This window comes from Leeuwenhoekiella palythoae (genome assembly GCF_020310025.1).
Classification (GTDB): Bacteria; Bacteroidota; Bacteroidia; order Flavobacteriales; family Flavobacteriaceae; genus Leeuwenhoekiella; species Leeuwenhoekiella palythoae.
In genome coordinates, this window is the sequence record NZ_CP084318.1 from 811,280 (window position 1) to 829,826 (window position 18,547).

17 protein-coding genes are annotated in these 18,547 nt (G+C 40.1%); 5 read left to right on the forward strand and 12 right to left on the reverse strand.

Annotated features, from left to right (window positions below; all coding sequences use genetic code 11):
* Window positions 1-172: 172 nt before the first annotated feature.
* From rpsU to LDL79_RS03255, 8 genes are all read right to left on the reverse strand, one after another.
* Window positions 173-367, reverse strand: coding sequence for a 30S ribosomal protein S21 (gene rpsU / locus LDL79_RS03220; protein WP_009781174.1), 195 nt, complete (start codon window positions 365-367; stop codon window positions 173-175).
* A gap of 90 nt (window positions 368-457) precedes the next feature.
* Window positions 458-1,627, reverse strand: a complete 1,170-nt coding sequence (locus tag LDL79_RS03225) for an acyl-CoA dehydrogenase family protein (protein ID WP_225599131.1) — start codon at window positions 1,625-1,627, stop codon at window positions 458-460.
* Window positions 1,628-1,704: 77 nt separating this feature from the next.
* Complete coding sequence (locus LDL79_RS03230; RefSeq protein WP_225599132.1) at window positions 1,705-2,571, reverse strand: ComEA family DNA-binding protein; 867 nt, start codon at window positions 2,569-2,571, stop codon at window positions 1,705-1,707.
* A gap of 15 nt (window positions 2,572-2,586) precedes the next feature.
* Window positions 2,587-4,251 (reverse strand): alanine/glycine:cation symporter family protein, encoded by a 1,665-nt coding sequence (locus LDL79_RS03235; RefSeq protein ID WP_167597839.1) that lies wholly within the window; start codon window positions 4,249-4,251, stop codon window positions 2,587-2,589.
* 274 nt (window positions 4,252-4,525) lie between these two features.
* The gene (locus LDL79_RS03240) at window positions 4,526-6,211 is read right to left on the reverse strand and encodes an alanine/glycine:cation symporter family protein (protein ID WP_225599133.1); all 1,686 of its coding nucleotides are present in this window, start codon (window positions 6,209-6,211) and stop codon (window positions 4,526-4,528) included.
* Between the two features lie 91 nt (window positions 6,212-6,302).
* Window positions 6,303-7,310 carry a potassium channel family protein gene (locus tag LDL79_RS03245; RefSeq protein WP_167597841.1) on the reverse strand — a complete coding sequence of 336 codons (1,008 nt, stop codon included), beginning with the start codon at window positions 7,308-7,310 and terminating at the stop codon, window positions 6,303-6,305.
* A 3-nt stretch (window positions 7,311-7,313) separates the two neighbouring features.
* Complete coding sequence (locus tag LDL79_RS03250; RefSeq protein WP_072983773.1) at window positions 7,314-7,541, reverse strand: PspC family transcriptional regulator; 228 nt, start codon at window positions 7,539-7,541, stop codon at window positions 7,314-7,316.
* Between the two features lie 59 nt (window positions 7,542-7,600).
* Window positions 7,601-8,887, reverse strand: coding sequence for a DUF2851 family protein (locus LDL79_RS03255; RefSeq protein WP_225599134.1), 1,287 nt, complete (start codon window positions 8,885-8,887; stop codon window positions 7,601-7,603).
* 85 nt (window positions 8,888-8,972) lie between these two features.
* On the opposite strand from LDL79_RS03255, the gene LDL79_RS03260 reads away from it, so the two are divergent.
* Complete coding sequence (locus tag LDL79_RS03260; protein ID WP_225599135.1) at window positions 8,973-9,503, forward strand: hypothetical protein; 531 nt, start codon at window positions 8,973-8,975, stop codon at window positions 9,501-9,503.
* Between the two features lie 7 nt (window positions 9,504-9,510).
* On the opposite strand, the gene LDL79_RS03265 is transcribed toward LDL79_RS03260, so the two are convergent.
* From LDL79_RS03265 to LDL79_RS03275, 3 genes are all read right to left on the reverse strand, one after another.
* Complete coding sequence (locus LDL79_RS03265) at window positions 9,511-10,491, reverse strand: PLP-dependent cysteine synthase family protein (RefSeq protein ID WP_225599136.1); 981 nt, start codon at window positions 10,489-10,491, stop codon at window positions 9,511-9,513.
* A gap of 142 nt (window positions 10,492-10,633) precedes the next feature.
* Window positions 10,634-11,290 (reverse strand): DUF2306 domain-containing protein, encoded by a 657-nt coding sequence (locus LDL79_RS03270; RefSeq protein ID WP_225599137.1) that lies wholly within the window; start codon window positions 11,288-11,290, stop codon window positions 10,634-10,636.
* A 100-nt stretch (window positions 11,291-11,390) separates the two neighbouring features.
* Window positions 11,391-12,620 (reverse strand): ABC transporter permease, encoded by a 1,230-nt coding sequence (locus LDL79_RS03275; protein ID WP_225599924.1) that lies wholly within the window; start codon window positions 12,618-12,620, stop codon window positions 11,391-11,393.
* A 7-nt stretch (window positions 12,621-12,627) separates the two neighbouring features.
* On the opposite strand from LDL79_RS03275, the gene LDL79_RS03280 reads away from it, so the two are divergent.
* The 4 genes from LDL79_RS03280 to LDL79_RS03295 all read left to right on the forward strand — a co-directional run bounded on the left by LDL79_RS03280 (window position 12,628) and on the right by LDL79_RS03295 (window position 17,480).
* Complete coding sequence (locus tag LDL79_RS03280) at window positions 12,628-13,899, forward strand: exo-beta-N-acetylmuramidase NamZ family protein (RefSeq protein WP_225599138.1); 1,272 nt, start codon at window positions 12,628-12,630, stop codon at window positions 13,897-13,899.
* 136 nt (window positions 13,900-14,035) lie between these two features.
* Window positions 14,036-14,413: a carboxypeptidase-like regulatory domain-containing protein gene (locus LDL79_RS03285; RefSeq protein WP_225599139.1), complete on the forward strand. Its 378-nt coding sequence runs from the start codon at window positions 14,036-14,038 to the stop codon at window positions 14,411-14,413.
* 98 nt (window positions 14,414-14,511) lie between these two features.
* Window positions 14,512-15,792: a serine hydrolase domain-containing protein gene (locus tag LDL79_RS03290; RefSeq protein WP_225599140.1), complete on the forward strand. Its 1,281-nt coding sequence runs from the start codon at window positions 14,512-14,514 to the stop codon at window positions 15,790-15,792.
* 137 nt (window positions 15,793-15,929) lie between these two features.
* Window positions 15,930-17,480, forward strand: coding sequence for a M20/M25/M40 family metallo-hydrolase (locus LDL79_RS03295; RefSeq protein WP_225599141.1), 1,551 nt, complete (start codon window positions 15,930-15,932; stop codon window positions 17,478-17,480).
* Window positions 17,481-17,559: 79 nt separating this feature from the next.
* On the opposite strand, the gene LDL79_RS03300 is transcribed toward LDL79_RS03295, so the two are convergent.
* On the reverse strand, window positions 17,560-18,546 hold the full coding sequence (locus LDL79_RS03300) for a DUF1028 domain-containing protein (protein WP_225599142.1): 987 nt from the start codon (window positions 18,544-18,546) through the stop codon (window positions 17,560-17,562).
* Between the last annotated feature and the right edge of the window lies 1 nt (window position 18,547).

Here is an 18,547-nt window from a genome sequence, read left to right on the forward strand (position 1 = left end):
GCAATTGTTTTAGCTAAATGCGTTTTATATACTACCAACATAGCTTTTGCAACAGCAAAAATTCGGGCATAAAAAAATCCGCTAAGAAATCTTAACGGATTCAATATTTTGAAAGAGGATTAGTCTTTCTGCTAATAACCATAGCAAGCTAAGCGCTTACTGACGGAAATTATTAAATATTCTCTTGATCACGAAGGCCTTGAATATAAGACGCTTTCTGAATCTCTCTTCTACGCTCTACAGAAGGTTTTGTGAAAGCTTGACGATCACGCAGCTTACGCATAGTTCCCGTTCTATCAAATTTTCTTTTAAAACGCTTCAGCGCTCTATCAATATTTTCTCCGTCTTTTACTGGTATAATTAACATAGTGGTACCTCCTTTCTTTAAAATTCTTTTCAGTTTTCAGGCCGCAAAGATAGTTTAAACTTTAAAACTAACAAGCTGCTTTTGAAATATTTATTTTGTAGCCGGTTTATACTCCTTTTTATCGATAACCATTTTAGCGATAATTTCTTTTAAAATCTCAGAAGTACCGCCGCCAATAGGCCCTAGCCTACTGTCTCTAAACATACGCGCCAATGGATAATCTTCCATATAACCGTAACCACCCAGCATCTGCAAGCACTTATAAATAACCTCATCTGCAATTTTAGTAGATAAGAGCTTAGACATACTTGCCTCTTTTACCACATAGTCTCCGGTATTTAAGTTATGTGCTATACTGTAATTAAATGCCTTTACCATCTCGATCTCACTCGCCATCTCAGCTACGCTATGACGCAGCGCCTGAAAGCGGTCTATGGTTTTGCCAAAAGCCGTTCGCTCACTCATATATTTCATTGCATATTCTAAAGCAAATTCTGCACGGGCGTGTGCATTCACCCCCATAATCAAACGCTCCAAAGCAAAGTGCTGCATAATATATGTGAAACCTTTATCTTCTTCACCCATCAAATTTGCAACAGGTACTTTAACATCATTAAATGCAATTTCACCGGTATCTGACGCTCTCCAGCCCAATTTATCCAACTTAGTGGCGCTTACTCCTTCTGCATCCCGATCAATCACAAAAATGCTCAATCCTTTATTACCCTTATCCGGACTTGTTTTAGCGGCTACCACTAGGTAATCTGAATATACTCCGTTTGTGATAAAGGTTTTTGAACCATTAAGAATGTAATGATCTCCTTCTAAAACTGCAGTGCTGCGCATACCGGCAACATTTGAACCACCAAAAGGCTCAGTAATACACAAACACCCTATTTTCTCGCCGGTAATGCTGGGTGCTAAATACTTCTCTTTTATAAAGCTATCCCCTTCTGCCTTTAAATGCGTCATTGCTAAATACGCATGAGCCCACATGGCTGCAGCAAAGCCACCGCTATTAATACGCTGCAACTCTTCAAGAAAAATTACGGTGTAAAAAATATCAAGATCTAGTCCGCCATATTCTTCAGGACTGGCCAAACCAAAGTAACCCATCTCCCCCATTTTGGTCCAGATAAAACGCTCTATCTCGCCCGTTTTCTCCCATTTCTCAATATGCGGAACCACTTCCTTTTGTAAAAAATCTCTCAAACTTTCTCTAAAGAGCTTATGCTCTTCTGAAAAATAAACGTTGTTCATTTAATCTCTTTTAATTAATAAATAGGCAGTTGGAAAGGAAGTTTTGCCAGTAGGAACTACTTAATCTTTAAGCCTACTCAGTTTTGATTGGTTGACAAATATAATTTAATTCGCTCTAATTTATATGCGGTTATTCCGTCTATTTTAAGCAAGTCGTCAAGGTTGGTTATCGCCCCGTGCAGGGTTCTATAATCTATAATATCACGCGCGATATCAAAAGTTACATATGGAACAGTTGAAAGGTCTGAAGCATTGGCCTTGTTCACATCGATCATTACAATTTCAGGTTTTGAAAGCACCGTATAAACCTCCTTTACGCTTCTCACCTGCGATGCTTTAATACCATAAACATCATAGAGTTGATTATCATCTAAAAATCCACCAAGCTTTCTTCGGTAGGCAAGGATGCGCTTTGCGATGTCTTCATTCATCTCCTCCAAAGCTATCAATGCCTTAAAGTCAACAGTATTCAAATCCTTTGTCGGATTGGGTTTAACAGATGTAGAATACCTTCTTTTTTTAGTAGCGGGCTGAGTCACCCATTCAGGGAATTTAAAATAGGGCGAAATTGAAGCCAGAAGCGAATCTGAAACTCCGGTAACATTTTGAAAATCTTCAGCAGAATTAATCCAATTATTCTTTTCGCGAAAGCGCAATAACTTATCAATCTCCTCTGTATTCATTCCCAAAGTATAGCCTTTATAATCAGTGATGAAATTAGGATTGAAAGGATAAACCTCAGGCTTATTCAATTCTTCTTTCAATTGAACTAAGGAATCTAATCGCTGCTCATAGTTTACTAATTCAATAACCGAAACGTTTTCCTTTTGTCGAAAGCTATTCTTAAATAAATAAAGACCCCAGCTCAGCATAAGAATGAGTACCAAAAGTAAAATCCCACTCCGTTGTCTGCTGTCCAGAAAGAAGTGGGATTTCAGTTTCATAATTGGCTATTAAAATTAAGAGGCCTTTTTAGTACTCTTAGAGTCTTTGTCGATGACAGCGTCCATTCTGCCAATTTTAATCGCATTGAGATACGCTTGAAGTTCTCGCCGAACTTTTGGAGACAAGAGCACAAGCCCAATGATGTTAGGAAATACCATTGCGAATATCATCGCATCAGAGAAAGCGATTACCGCACCTAGACTTGATGAAGCACCTACGATTACAAAAACCAAGAACAATACTTTATATACAATATCGGTTACTTTTCCTTTTCCGAATAAAAACTTCCAAGATTGAAGTCCGTAATATGACCAAGAGATTGCGGTTGAAATTGCAAATAACACCACAGCTATCGTAAGAACAATAGAGAAATAAGGAATTGCAGAATCAAAAGCTACCGAAGTAAGATCTACACCATTAATAGGCTCATTGGTTTCATTAAGCATCACATTACTTGCTGCATCCAGATTTCCGTAGGTAAACAAGTTGTGTTTAGCATTTGTAATAATGATTACAATTGCAGTCATCGTACAGATAATTACGGTATCAACAAACGGACCTAATGAAGCTGTTAAACCTTCACTAGCAGGGTAGCGTGTTTTTACAGCAGAGTGCGCGATTGCAGCAGAACCAACACCGGCCTCATTAGAGAATGCCGCACGCTGAAACCCAACAATCATTACCCCTACAACACCACCAAAAGCAGCATTAGGGTTCATCGCACCATCCCAAATCTGGCCTAAAGCGAATCCAACCATATCTATATTGATCGCAATAATGATAAAACCGGCTAATACATAAATGATCGCCATAAAAGGAACCACTTTTTCTGTAAAAGAACCAATACGCTTAATTCCACCGATGATCACTAAACCAATGATCACCGCCATTATAATACCTAAATATAAACCTGCATTAGGGTTGTCCCAACCAGTCATCTGAATCAACTGTGAAGACGCCTGATTAGACTGAAACATATTACCGCCGCCAAAAGAAGCACCAATACACATAATTGCAAAGAAAACAGCCAGCACTTTACCTAGCCCTTTCATCTTCATCTCATTCAAACCTTTAGAAAGGTAGTACATAGGACCACCATAGGTTTTACCGTTCTCATCAACTTCACGGTATTTTACACCAAGGGTACACTCAACAAACTTAGAAGCCATCCCTAAAAGCCCTGCAATGATCATCCATACTGTCGCCCCGGGACCACCAATGGCAATTGCCACGGCCACACCGGCGATATTCCCCAAACCAACAGTTGCAGAAAGCGAAGCGGTCAACGCTTGAAAATGCGTTACCTCTCCTTGTACCTCACCTGTAAGCTTTACAGTATCTTTTACTTTACCATCTTCAACAACAATTTCTTCTTCCGCTGGCACATAATGATCAAGATCATCATACTTCCCCCAGGCGGTTTTTATACTGTCTTTAAAATATCTTAGATTAACTCCTTTGAAGTAAAGTGTAAAAAACAAAGCCCCTAAAAGCAAAATAAGAATTACGATAGGTAATTCTTTTCCGGCAATGACCACAGGGTACATTATAGTTTCAACGATAGGGGTAGTATATTTTTCGAAAGCTGCGTTAATTGATTCCCCGACACTCATATTTTCCTGAGCAAACGTCATAATAGGAAACATTAGACAACAAATAGAAAACATAATTTTCTTCATAAGTACTTTTGTATTTGAATAAAATTTTTGAAGTAAAAGCAGCAAGATGCTAAAAAATTAAGCGTTTTCAAAGGTAAAGCCCGTTAAAATAGTATTTCGTTGCATAATTCGCAGTAATATTACCAAAAGGTTTTACTTCTTTTCACGAGGTATTTTAAGTCCCTTTGTTACACTTGAAAAACCAATATCAAAAGTCCTAAAACACAAACCCCCAAACCGTTACCGGTTTGGGGGTTTCAATAAGGTCAAATCTCGATTATCGAGTAACCTTCTATTATTTTAAAGCCTCCCGTTTTAATTTGATCGCATCAAGATATCGGTTAAGTTGTTTCTTAACAACCGGGAATAAAAAGAATAAACCTACCATATTCGGGAAAATCATCGCAAATATCATCGCATCTGAAAAATCCCAGATCGATCTCATGTTTGCAGCTGCGCCAATTACGATAAAAGTTAGGAACAACAGTTTATAAACCATATCTGCCACCTTACCTCTTCCAAATAAGAATTTCCACGCTTGAATCCCATAGTAAGACCAAGAGATCATCGTAGAGACAGCAAATAAAACTACCGCTACAGTCAGGAATATATTTGAAAAAGGAATATACTCAGCAAAAGCCTTTGAAGTGATCCCGGCTCCTTCATACGATAAGCCATCAATAATCACTGCACCAGAGCCATCACCACCATACTCAAAGAAACCACCAAAGTTAAAAATGATGATCACGAGTGCAGTCATAGTACAAATAACAACAGTATCAATAAAAGGTTCTAACAAGGCCACAAGACCTTCACTTGCAGAATACTTGGTACGCACCGCAGAGTGCGCAATAGATGCTGAACCTGCACCGGCCTCATTAGAAAATGCCGCACGTTTAAATCCAACTAATAAAACACCGATAACCGAACCAACGCCAAAGGCAGTAGGATTAAAGGCTTCTTCTACAATAAGCGCAATTGCATCATCGATCAGAGAAAAATTCAATCCAATGATGTAAATGCAAGCTACCAGATACATCACCGCCATAAATGGCACTACTTTTTCAGTAACCTGTGCGATACGCTTAATACCGCCAATGATGATCACACCAACTAAAATTGCAATTACAACACCAATCCAGAATCCTGCACCTGTACTCTCTAAGTTAAAAAGCTCTTTAATTACAATGGTGGCTTGATTACTTTGCGCGGCATTACCACCACCAAAAGAACCACCAATACAGAAAATAGCAAAAACAACTGCTGCAATTTTTCCTAAAGTAGCAAAACCTTTTTCTTTTAAACCTTTGGTCAGGTAAAACATAGGACCGCCATAAACGGTACCATCTTCACCTACATCTCGGTACTGAACCCCAAGCGTACATTCAACAAATTTGCTAGACATACCTAAGAGTCCGCAGATGATCATCCAGAAAGTAGCTCCGGGACCACCAAGTGCGATAGCTAAAGCTACACCGGCGATATTTCCGTTTCCAACAGTTCCTGAAACTGCAGTCGCAAGTGCTTGAAAGTGGCTCACCTCACCTGCTGAAGATTCGTCACGTATCGTATCTACGATATCGCCATCAACAGCCAGATCATCATCTAGTGCTTCAATATGCTCCTCGATGTCAACTTTATTAAGATCTACACCATTTGCGATTCCGTCCTCTCCATAAAGAACTTTAGCACCGTGATTCTCAATATCTTCATATTTACCACGTACGGTTTGAATGGCACGCCAGAAATATCTAAAGTTGGGAAAACCAAAATAAACTGTAAAGAATAAGGCGCTAAAAACAAGAAGAATTAATACAAACGGAATATCAAAAATGGTGAAGAAAACAACATTAGAAAAGAACGTTGAAACCGGTGCAAATGCCTGATCAATTTGATCATCTATTCCTATAGGAACTGATTCCTGAGCAGAACCAATTAAAGAAGTGAATAGGAAAACGAGTAGGGATAATTTGTGTTTCATGCGCAAGCAAAATAGTTTAGTTAAAGATTGAAGCGGCCTTACAATCATTAAAAAAATATGTATAGCTCACTACTGAACCGTAAACATAATACTAAATCGCAAATTCTCTATGTAAATTTTCAATCTGTTCAGGTCTTCCAATCACAATTAAGATACAACCACGCTCTAATTTTAAAGAAGCTTCAGGATTTATGATATAATCACCATCAGCAGATTTATAGCCTATAATAGAACATCCGGTTTTATTTCTAAGGTCGATATCTCTGATAGACCTAGTTTTAAGATCGGGGCAGACCGCTTCAAAAGTTACCTGCTGTACATTGACACGACCTTCGGTAGCGACTTGTAGATTATCTAAAAATTCTACTAAATCTGGCACCACAACCAACGACGCCATATGGTCACCTCCTATTTTATCTGGCATGATCACATTATCTGCTCCGGCGAATTTTAGCTTTTGATACGTAGTTTCTTCCGAAGCTCTACTGATGATTTTTAGATCTGGATTTATTTGCCGCGCCGACAGCACCACAAACAAATTATCTGAGTCATCTGGTAATGCCGAAATTAAAGTGGATGCCCGCTTCACTCCTGCCTGCACTAACACTTCGTCTTCATTAGCATTTCCTGTCACAAACAACATCTGGTCTGAGTGAAATTTATTTACGATCTCTTCATCGCGCTCGATCACCACAAATGGGCGACCGTAGGTCGTAAGTTTTTGCGCTGCTTGCTTACCATTTCTTCCAAATCCCACAACGATCACGTGGTTATTTAAACTGTCTATCTTTTTTTGCACACTACGTTGTTTTATAAGTTCAAAATTACTGCGACTCAATATATATTCGGTGATGATAGATATTGCATAACCCAGCACGATCACGCTCACTAAAATTAAAATTACCGTAAAAATTTTAGCAGAATCATTAAGCGGTTGTACCTCACCAAAACCTACCGTACTTATCGTGATCATCGTCATATACACCGCATCGGTCCAGGTGTATTCTGCTAAAAACCGAAACCCAAACACACCAAGCATCAGCATACTTATGATTAAAAGTATGGCTACGTAAATTCGGCTTCTAAAAATTTTCAGCATAAATTATAGATCAAATACAGAAGTGCGTTTGGTGTACACCAAATCTTTCAGTTTTAGCCAAAACGCTAAAACCAAGTACACCGCAAACCCAAGACCCGCAGTCGCAAATGACAAATAAATAAAGAATAAACGCACATTTTTAGCGCGAATCCCTAACCTATCGGCCAGTCTTGAACTTACGTAAAAGCCGTTTCGCTCAAAAAAATGTCTTATCGCATATATAAACTTCATCGCGTTCCTGTTATTCTGCTGCAAAATACAACACTTCAAAAACAATCATTCTATCAAACTTAATTCGAAATTAAATAATTACCTATTTCACATTTTAAACATTGATTGAGATCACAATATTCTCTTTTTAATTGTAGCAAAGCCTGACTGTGTAACGCGTCACGCTCAAAAGTCTTGAGTTTTTCAAACGTACTTACAATACTGTTTTTCTCTAGCGGAATGCTACGCATCAAATCTAACAATTGCTCTTGCACATCAAGGCCTTTAGCCTGAGCATACGCAAACTTCAAGGGAATTATACTATTTATGATAAGCACATCGATAAAAGCATCAGACAATTTTTTAATTCGGGGTTTATGAGGTTTTCCAAAAGTGTAATGGGTTTCCCAATAGGTTGAAGTACTTACCTTAAGTAACTTTTGAAGTTCTGATCGGGTTTGCGCTGCCATACATTTTGAGAACAAATCTTGATGTTGCTCATACAATTGCGCGAGTTGCGAAATTCGGATGCCCGGAAAATTAGGAGGACGCAACTTAAAAAACTGCATCGGATACCGAATTCCTTCAGATAATTCAAATTTGTGTTTTATATATAAATAGTCCTTCTTCCAAAGTTTTGGTTGCTGTTCAATAGGATCATCAGCTAACATTTGCGCTTGTCCCAGCAACGCGGCTTCGAGTTGTCCCGGTTGTTGGCCCAACTTGCGCACTATTGAAAACGGAATAATCTGAGCGAGTTCTGCAAAAGCATCCGCATTGATCACCGTCCCAAAATTCCGCGCCAGCGTCAAAAACAAAACAGCTTCCCAATCGCCGGTTACCAACTCTAATTTTCCAAGAACAAGACTTACTTTACGCTCCAGCCTATCAAAATACAACCGCTCAATCCAATGCTCAAAAAGAGCCGCATCAACCTCTGCAAAATCTGACTCGCAATTGATAAACCTATAGGACTTTGCTTCTAGCAAAGCCTTGTAGCTCTGCAACATTTGTGGTGAGACCTTATCGCTCAATACCAAAGTAGGAATCAGCAAATTTGCTGCGTCAAAAACCTCACAGTCGTCTTCCCAGACCACGTGTAGAATTACATTTGAATACGCTTGATCGCGCTCGTGCCGGTGCAGGTACCAATCTGAACTTTTTAAATGCACTTCAACATTTCCGGCCCACAACTGCTCGCCAATGCGTATCTGCGCATTAAAAAAATCAGGACCAGCAAGTGCGTTATAACCGCCAGGATGAATCACCTGAATACTTCTTTGCTCATCAGACAACAGCAACCCACTTGAAGTAGCACCTTCAAATTTTCTGAACTGCCATAAATAGTGCAAAAAAGCCTCTTTCATTAGCTTAAAGTTAATTCAATTTTAGCATAACCTTAATAGCCTCAAGACTTAAGGCTGATTAATTTTATCAAAAACTAATACAACTATGAAAAATTCAATGCTAACTTTAGCTTTAGCTACTTCAATGATCTTCGCTTCTTGTGTAGATCGAAAAACCAACGATAAAGGCGAGGTTGAACTCGAAGAAAAAAATCAACAGGTTACCCCTGAAGATATGTATCAAACCTCAGGACAAGAAGGAGAAACTTCTCCCGAAGATCTAGCCGAAATCAACAGCGCTAAAAAAGTCATTAATGATTATTTCGATGCCATCGAACGTGGAGAAACCAACGAAGCTTACGAAGCCTTATCTCAGTCCAATAGCGAAAGAACAACACCTTCTGAATTTGCTGAGAAACACGCCAATGTAGAAACGGCAACAGTAAGCTACACCACAGATCCTCAAGTAGTAAAAGGCGCAAATGGTACAGATGTGAAGTTACCGTTTAGATATACCATTCTTACCAAAGATGGAAACACGATGTCGTATAACGGCTCTGCAATGATCGTTAAGAGTAGCGAGGAAGACGCAGATTATAAAATTCAAGGGATGACCATGACTCGTGAAGAAAGTTAGAAAAGAGTTACTCTAAAAATCCTTTTTCACGCATCCACTCATCGTTGTACATTTTGTTGATATAACGACTTCCGTGATCGTGAAAAAGGATTACTACCACATCATCTTTGGTAAACTTGTCTTTCAATTGCAGCAAGCCTTTGACCGCTGCACCAGCCGAATTTCCTAGGAAGAATCCTTCTTCTCGTGCTAGTCGCCGTGTATAAACGGCTGCATCTTTATCAGTTACTTTGGTGAAGCCATCAATAATTTTAAAGTCCACATTTTCAGGAAGAATATCCTCCCCTATCCCTTCAGTGATGTAGGGATAGATCTCATTTTCATCAAAAATACCGGTCTCGTGGTATTTTTTGAAGACCGAACCATAAGTATCTACACCCCAAATTTTAATGTCGGGATTTTTACTTTTCAAAAAATTTCCTACTCCAGAAATGGTTCCGCCGGTTCCTACGCCACAAATAAAATGGGTGACCTTCCCATCAGTTTGATCCCAGATTTCAGGGCCCGTAGATTCAAAGTGCGCTTGCGCATTACTAGGATTATCATATTGATTTACATACCACGAGTTAGGCGTTTCTTTAGCCAACCGCTTAGAAGTACTATAATAGGACTCAGGGTCGTCTGGATCTACATCTGTGGGGCAAACCACAACCTCGCACCCCACAGCCTTTAAAATGTCAATTTTTTCTTTACTCTGTTTATCAGAAATCACACAGACCATAGTATAACCTTTTACGATGGCTGCCAGCGCCAACCCCATACCTGTGTTTCCTGAAGTTCCTTCTATGATCGTACCGCCGGGTTTGATCAGGCCTTGCGCTTCGGCGTCTTCAACCATTTTTAAAGCCATTCGGTCTTTAGTAGAATTTCCCGGATTAAAGGTTTCGTATTTGGCTAAAACTAAACACGGAAGTTCTGCAGTGAGTTTATTCATTTTGACCAAAGGCGTTTTGCCAATGGTTTCTAATATATTTTCGGCGTATTGCATACAGGCGGTCTTCTTTTAATTTTTCAGCTATTTGAAGATTTTCTATCAAAATCGACAACTGATTAATTATTCTCAAAAATTAGAGATAAAAACCGACCCCAACTGAAGGTTTAACAACATTTTGAGTTTTTCTCAAGAAGATTTAAGAAGCGACTTTTTTTCGTTTTTTAAAACCTCCGCGTACTTTAATGATGTAATAGATGATAAAGGTGTTACCTATGATTGAAGGTAGAATCCAGACCATAAGCCCTTGCATTTTCATACCGCCCACGAGAAAAGCGGTCACCGAAGCAATATAGGCACCGGTTATTTTGCCTATATGTTGTGACAGCCATCCGGTTTTTGACCTTCTCGGCTTTCGCCAAAATCTAAAATCCTGAAAGCACAGCATCAAGCTTATGATTCCGAAGAAAATGAAAAGGACGTTATTTCCGAAACTATTTAAGATTCCACATAAGATCATCAAAACCGAAAGCAGCGTCATGGTGATGGTAATCCCCCAATCTAATTTAGAAACCTGAGCGGTCTTACGCTTAAAGCGCAATACGCGCTTGCCTACCAAAACCATATAGATAGTAAAAACACCTATTAAAAACAAAAAAGGATTGTGATGTCCCGGCATACAAGCGATGGGCAACGACAGCCCAGAACTGACTAACATTCCTATTACAAACCATTTCCCGGATTGTTTATGGACTTTCCCTCCCTTTTTCGTGACTAAACTGAGGGTTCCTGAAAGTAAACCTATTCCACCAAAAAAAGCGTGAATGTAAATCGCTGTGCGTATTGCTGTTTCCATAATTGAAGTTTTAACACCTCAAAGATGAAGGCTAGAAGTTACCTATTCAATTAGAAAACACTCAACTGTTGTATGGAGCTACTCAATTGTAAAAACCGTATTATTCAAACTTAATGGTTTTCACCGGAGAGATACGCGTAACCACATAAGACGGGATCAACAGCATTAATGCGCAAAGCAAAAATGTGCCTACGTTAAGCAACACGATATAATACCAATCGATATAAACAGGAGCCTCACTCACATAATAAGTCTCAGGATTTAGTGTGATCAGTCCAAAATAATGCTGTAATAAGAGTAAGCTCAATCCTATGACGTTTCCCCAAAATAAACCAACGCCTACTAAATACAATGCGTTATACATAAAGATTTTTCTAATACTCCAGTTGTTTGCCCCCAGCGCTTTAAGAATACCCACCATAGGTGTACGCTCCAGAATCAACACGAGTAACGCAACGATCATATTGATCCCCGCAACGATAATCATCACCACTATGATAAGTGCGATATTGAAATCAAATAAAGACAACCACTCAAAAATAGAATAGTACTTCTGGGTGATGGTCATTGTATTTAAAAACGAATCTGTGTTTTCATAAATCGCTGTACCGATCTCATTGATTCGATCAAAATCGCTGACAAAAACCTCAAACGCACCTACTTGATCTGCCGGCCAATTATTGAGTTTTTGAACGTGCCTGATATCTGCAAAAATGAAACTTTCGTCAAATTCTTGAAAACCGCTGTCATAAATACCTACGATGTCAAACCTTCGATTTAAAAAACCGCCATCCTCTTTCAAAAAGAAAACAATTACTTTATTTCCATTTTTAAACCCTAAACGGTTAGCTTGATATCGACTTACGAGAATTTCTGTATTTAGATTTTCGGTATAATCAGGAACACGACCTTCAATTAGAAAATCCTGCATATAATCCCATCGGTAATCATCTCCTACGCCTTTTACAATAATCCCTTCAAAATCTGTAGCGGTACGAATCACACCGGCTTTTGTTGCCGTAACCTGCACGTGAGTTACTTCAGGTACGGCATCAAAATCGGGGTAAAAACTTTGATTTTTTGGAATAGGGTTCAGCGTGATATCGCTGTTATTTCCGTCAAATTGAGAAATAATAATATCCCCATTAAAGGCTGAAACTTTTTCTTTAATCTTTTGCTGAAGTCCCACACCGGTGGCGATGGTAATCATCATCATGACCACGCCTAGAATTATTGCGATGATTGCAATTTTAATTATAGGGGTTGAAGCAGTACTTTTATACTTCTTGGCGCCAATTATGCGTTTAGCTGTAAAATATTCAAAATTCAATCGTCCTATGGCGTTTCGTTTATTCAAAAGTACCTTTTTTTTAGTTTTTGTAATTAGTATTTCCTGCGGAAACACGCCCGGAACTAAAAATCAAAGCCTGCCATCTCCCAAGTCACAAAATGACGTGCTGGCAAAAACTAAAACTCCAGAACCTGCACCCATCGTTCTTGGCGCCAATCGCACGGAAGTTTATCTCCCCTTATTAAAAGACAAAAAGGTTGCAGTTGTTGGCAACCCTAGTTCCCTTATTCTCAAAGCCTCATCATCAAGCGAAAAAGCATATACTCATTTAGTAGATTCTTTAGTCGCGCATCAGATCAATATTGTAAAAGTGTTTTCTCCGGAGCACGGTTTTCGAGGCACTGCAGATGCAGGGGAAGCGGTCAAAGACGGGAAAGATCCTAAAACCGGTTTACCGGTGATTTCTTTATACGGAAACAATAAAAAACCAAAGCCAGAGCAATTGGCCGGAGTAGATGTTATTGTTTTTGATATTCAAGATGTAGGCGTTAGATTTTACACCTATATCGCTACTTTACATTATGTCATGCAGGCTGCAGCTGAAGCTTCGATTCCTTTAGTTGTTTTAGATCGGCCCAATCCTAATGGAAGCTATGTAGACGGACCCATTATGGAAGCAGCGCATACCAGTTTTTTAGGAATGCATGCCGGTGTTCCGCTTGTACACGGGATGACCATTGGCGAATATGCGCAGATGATGAATCAAGAAGGCTGGCTTCAAACAGCGCAGCCAGCAAAACTTACCGTGGTCGCTATGCAAAATTATGCGCACGATTTAGCTTACTCCCTACCGGTGCGCCCTTCTCCCAACTTACCCAATGATCAATCGATTATGCTTTACCCAAGTCTTGGCTTGTGCGAGGGCACAACGTTAAATGCCGGTCGCGGGACTGAAATGCAGTTTCAGATCATTGGTTCCCCGTTTCTTCCACAAGAGCAATATCCCTTTAGTTATACGCCGCAACCCAATTTTGGCTCTAAAAACCCAAAATTCAACGGAGAAACCTGCAATGGTTTAGACTTGCGAATGCTACCAAAACTTCAAGAAGTTGATCTTCAATTTATTATAGACGCCTACCGCAATTACGAAAAGAAAAAGGAATTCTTCAACACTAAAAATTTCACAGCACACGCCGGCACCGAACAGTTACAACAGCAAATAGAAAGTGGAGCTTCTATGCAGGAAATTAGAGCAAGTTGGCAGGATGGCCTAGAAGCGTTCAAAGTACTTCGCCAAAAATATGTCTTGTATCCATAGAGCAGACATCGGCTAACTGGGGTTTAACGTACTTATCTGAAGAATTAACTTTTTATCTACAACGAAATAGTTATATTTATCCGCTGATTTAGTTTTCTGAATCCGTGTTGAATACAAATCCGATAACGATTGAGCTATGAAATCTATTATAATTCTTGTTTGTGCCTTTTTTTTCAGCGTCCCATTTTACGGGCAACGTCTGTACGGTACGATTACCGATGCTAAAACTCAAGAACCTATTGAAGGAGTAAATGTTTTTATCAAGTCTATCAAAAAAGGAGTGACTTCTAAAAACGACGGTATCTTTTACTTCGAGCAAGCACACGGACTGGAGCAACAAGACACCATTCTTTTTAATATGGTTGGGTATCATACCTTAAAGTTAACTTTAGCGCAGTACGAAACTCAAAACAAACAAGTGCGTTTAGTTGAAGAGAAGTTTATCAATAGTAAGCCGGTTAAAGGCAGCAATCGGGTGATTACGTTGGGCAAAGCGAACAGCAGCATTAAGTGATCACGCAAACTATATATTAATTTTTGAATTGAATTAAGTTTAAATTTATACCTCAGAAGAAATTCTGAGGTATTTTTTTGCAACTAACCCGTTCCATTATGAAAAAATCTTTTAGCCTGCGCTGGCTATGTATTTGCGCAATTCTCGTTCATGTTCAATTCTTTGCACAAGAAAATCTGCTCCCCAAAGTACAACCCGAAGCAGCCGGAATGAGCAGCTCTAGACTCTCTTATCTTGATACGATGGCGCTTGAAGCTCTCGCAGAAAAACAAGTGCCGGGAATGGTAGCTTTAGTAGCCCGCAACGGAAAACTTGTTTATCATAAAGCTTTTGGCGCTGCTAATGCTCAGGGCGAAGCGCTTGATAGTAATTCGATTTTTAGGATCGCATCTCAAACCAAAGCCATCACCTCAACCGCAGTAATGATTCTTTGGGAACGCGGAAAATTTCAACTCGACGATCCCATTTCTAAATACATTCCGGAGTTTAAAGATGCTCAAGTTCTGGACTCCCTCCTACCTGACGGAAGCTACACCACTCATCCCGCTGTGCGCCCTATAACTATTAGACATTTGCTTACCCATACTTCAGGAATTGGTTACGGTCAAATTGATGGCGATCCCAGATTCAAAAAAATCTATGATGCTGCTGGTGTGACTGATCTTTTTACCACCGAAAAAATCACAATTGAAGAAAGTGTCAAAAAACTGGCAAAATTGCCACTGCATCACAATCCGGGCGACAACTTCACCTATAGCGAAGGGCTTGATGTATTGGGTTATTTTATTGAAATTATTTCAGGGAAGCCGCTTGACGAATTCTTTAGAACAGAAATCTTTGAGCCCTTAGCCATGCACAATACCTACTTCTACCTACCCAAAGAAAAGCAAGATCTGCTGGTAGCTGTTCAAACCAAAGAGGATGGAAGATGGATTGATTTCCCGACAACATTTTATGACCCTGATTATCCTAAAAAAGGAAAAATGACTTTCTTCTCCGGTGGAGCAGGATTATCAAGTACGCCAGTAGATTATGCACAATTTCTTCAGATGTATCTCAATAAAGGAACATTCAATGGAAACCGAATACTAAGCCGCACAACGGTTGATTTTATTTTGAGCAATCAAATAGGGGAAATATGGAAAGGTAATGGGTCGCATCACGGCCTTGCGTTTAGCGTTGTTGATGATCTAGGTGCGGCCAAAGGCGGCAAAGGAAGTGCAGGAACTTTTGAGTGGGGCGGCTATTTTAACACCCAGTATTTTGCAGATCCTGAAGAGCAACTCATTGGGATCATTATGAAGCAAACCCAAAAAGTTGGCGGCGATGAGACCGGCTGGAAATTCAGAAACATCGTCTTAAGTGCCATCGCTGATTGATTCTGATTTTTTTCTATATATAGGAACTTCTTATCTCATAAAAAGATACCTGCTATTATTGCATCTTTTTAGTCAACAGTAGCGTACGAAATCTTAATTTTAAGGTCTAACACTATTTAGCACTTAATTTTATTTAAATGAAAAAAACGTTTTACTTATGCTTGCTTGGCGCTAGCCTAAGCTCAGGGCTTTTTGCTCAAACGCAAGAAGAAACGGTTGAGGCGATCGTCAAAGAAGCAACCGAAAATTCACAACTTAAACTTCTTGCGCACCAACTTCTTGATGTAGTAGGACCACGTCTGGTGGGCTCTCCAGAAATGAAGCACGCGCATGATTGGGCTGTTGAAACCTATTCTGATTGGGGCATCGATGCTGAAAATCAACAATGGGGCGTCTGGAAAGGTTGGGATCGCGGAATCACGCACATCGATTTGGTAAGTCCGCGCCGGGTAAGCCTTGAGGGTATGCAATTAGCCTGGTCTCCTGCAACCAAATCAAAAGGTGTAGAAGCCGAAGTTATAGTACTTCCAGAGGCTAAAGATTCGGTTAGCTTTAAAAATATGCTTTCTCAGGTAGCTGGGAAATTTGTTTTGGTTTCTATGCCACAACCTACCGGTAGACCTGATGACAATTGGGAAGAATGGGCGACTCCTGAGTCTTTTGAGAAAATGAAAAAAGATCGTGATGCACTCAATGACGCCTGGAATGCACGCATTAAAGCTACAGGATATTCTTCAAGAGAGCTTCCTAAAATATTAGAAGAAGCCGGTGCTGTAGGTGTGATTACCAGCAATTGGTCACGCGGTTTTGGTGTAAACAAAGTATTTTCTGCCTATACTGAAGAAATCCCAATGGTAGATATCGCTTTAGAAGATTACGGCCTGCTTTACCGTCTTGCAGATTATGGCGACAAGCCTGTGATCAAAGTGGTTGCAGAGTCTGAAGAATTGGGTGAACAACCCACGTTTAATACCATTGCTCAAATAAAAGGAAGTGAAAAACCTGAGGAGTATGTGATTCTTTCTGCGCATTTTGATTCTTGGGATGGTGGCCAGGGCGCAACAGACAACGGTACCGGAACCTTGGTAATGATGGAAGCTATGCGCATCTTGAAGCAAGTATACCCTAACCCAAAACGCACCATTCTTGTAGGACATTGGGGCAGTGAAGAGCAGGGACTGAATGGGTCGCGTTCTTTTGTAAAAGATCATCCTGAGATCGTAGCAGGCGTTCAAGCAGTATTCAACCAAGATAATGGTACAGGTCGTGTAGCTAATATTTCAGGAAACGGATTTTTAAATGCTTACGACTATCTAGGTCGTTGGTTAAATGCAGTTCCTGATGAAGTAGCATCAATTGAAACGCATTTTCCTGGAGCTCCGGGGCGTGGTGGTTCTGACTACGCTTCTTTTGTAGCGGCTGGCGCTCCTGCGTTTAACCTAAGCTCGCTAAGCTGGAATTACTGGAACTACACGTGGCATACCAACCGCGATACCTATGATAAGATCGTTTGGGATGACGTGCAAAACAATGCGATCCTGACCGCTGTCTTAGCGTATATGGCGAGTGAAGACGATGAGAAAACTTCTCGTGACCAAATTGTACTACCGGTTAATAAAAGAACAGGTGAGCAAATGACTTGGCCTGAACCTCGTGATGGAAACCGTCGCGGCGGTCTAGACGACTAGAGTCGATTAAATATAAAATAGAAATGCCTGAGTACGTTACTCAGGCATTTTTTATGCGTTCTAAAAACTATAAATTGAATTATAATTTCTGAATTTCCGCTACTTCTGATGCGCTCACGGTAAGCAATCCCGGTTTTACCAAGCGTCCTATCATTTCGCGCCAGTTTTTATCATGTTCAAAAATCATCTTGAAAATAGGTTTGGCTTTTTGAAGCTGACCATCATTGGCCATCGCTACCGCCTTCCAGAATTTCATTTCCAAATTGTCAGGAAACATCGTTTCGGCAGAGCCATATTGTTTTAAAGCTTCGGGCATATCGCCTGCTTCTACAGCTAAATCACCGCGATTCATATACTCGTATGCTCGGGCAACCTTCAGTAAACGGTCTAATTCTTCAATGGGGTTTTGGTGATCATCTACACGCAAATTGATCTTATATTCTTCCCAAGGATTCTCAACCAATTCTGGCCCTACTACGATCAATGCTGCAGATTGCTTTCCGCGGATATCGCCACCGGCAGCCTGTGCTGCTTTTAAAACTTCAACCATTCGCTCAGCTAACGGAAGTTCGCCGTACTTCTCAAAAGCTTCCGCCATCGCAGGAACCGTTTGATCCGTCAACATCATATTGGCCTGCACGGAAAAATTGTCTCCGGTTATTTGACTCGCATATACCACACATTTTTCACCCGTGTAGGCTGAAGCATTTCCGTTGACATCTAAGAAAGCAACTTGCCGATAGGCTTTACCCTCATCTTCGGCGATAAGTTGTTCAAGCGCAGCTTCCGCAGACATTCCTTCCTGCATCAAGGCTAAACCTTTAGGCCCATAGGAAGGATTAACAAAAGACTGAGTAGCAACTACTCCTACTCCGCTCTTCCCCCAACTCACCAGAGAACCCACGCTAAACCAATGGCTTTGCACAGCTACCGCCATTTCACCGGTCTCAGCATCACGTGCCACAATAGAAAACGTATGTGCAAAGGCACTTTTATCGGCATCTATCTGTTGGCTAAAACCTGTTGCAGTCAGTGCTAGAAATAGAATTTTTATAATGTTTTTCATA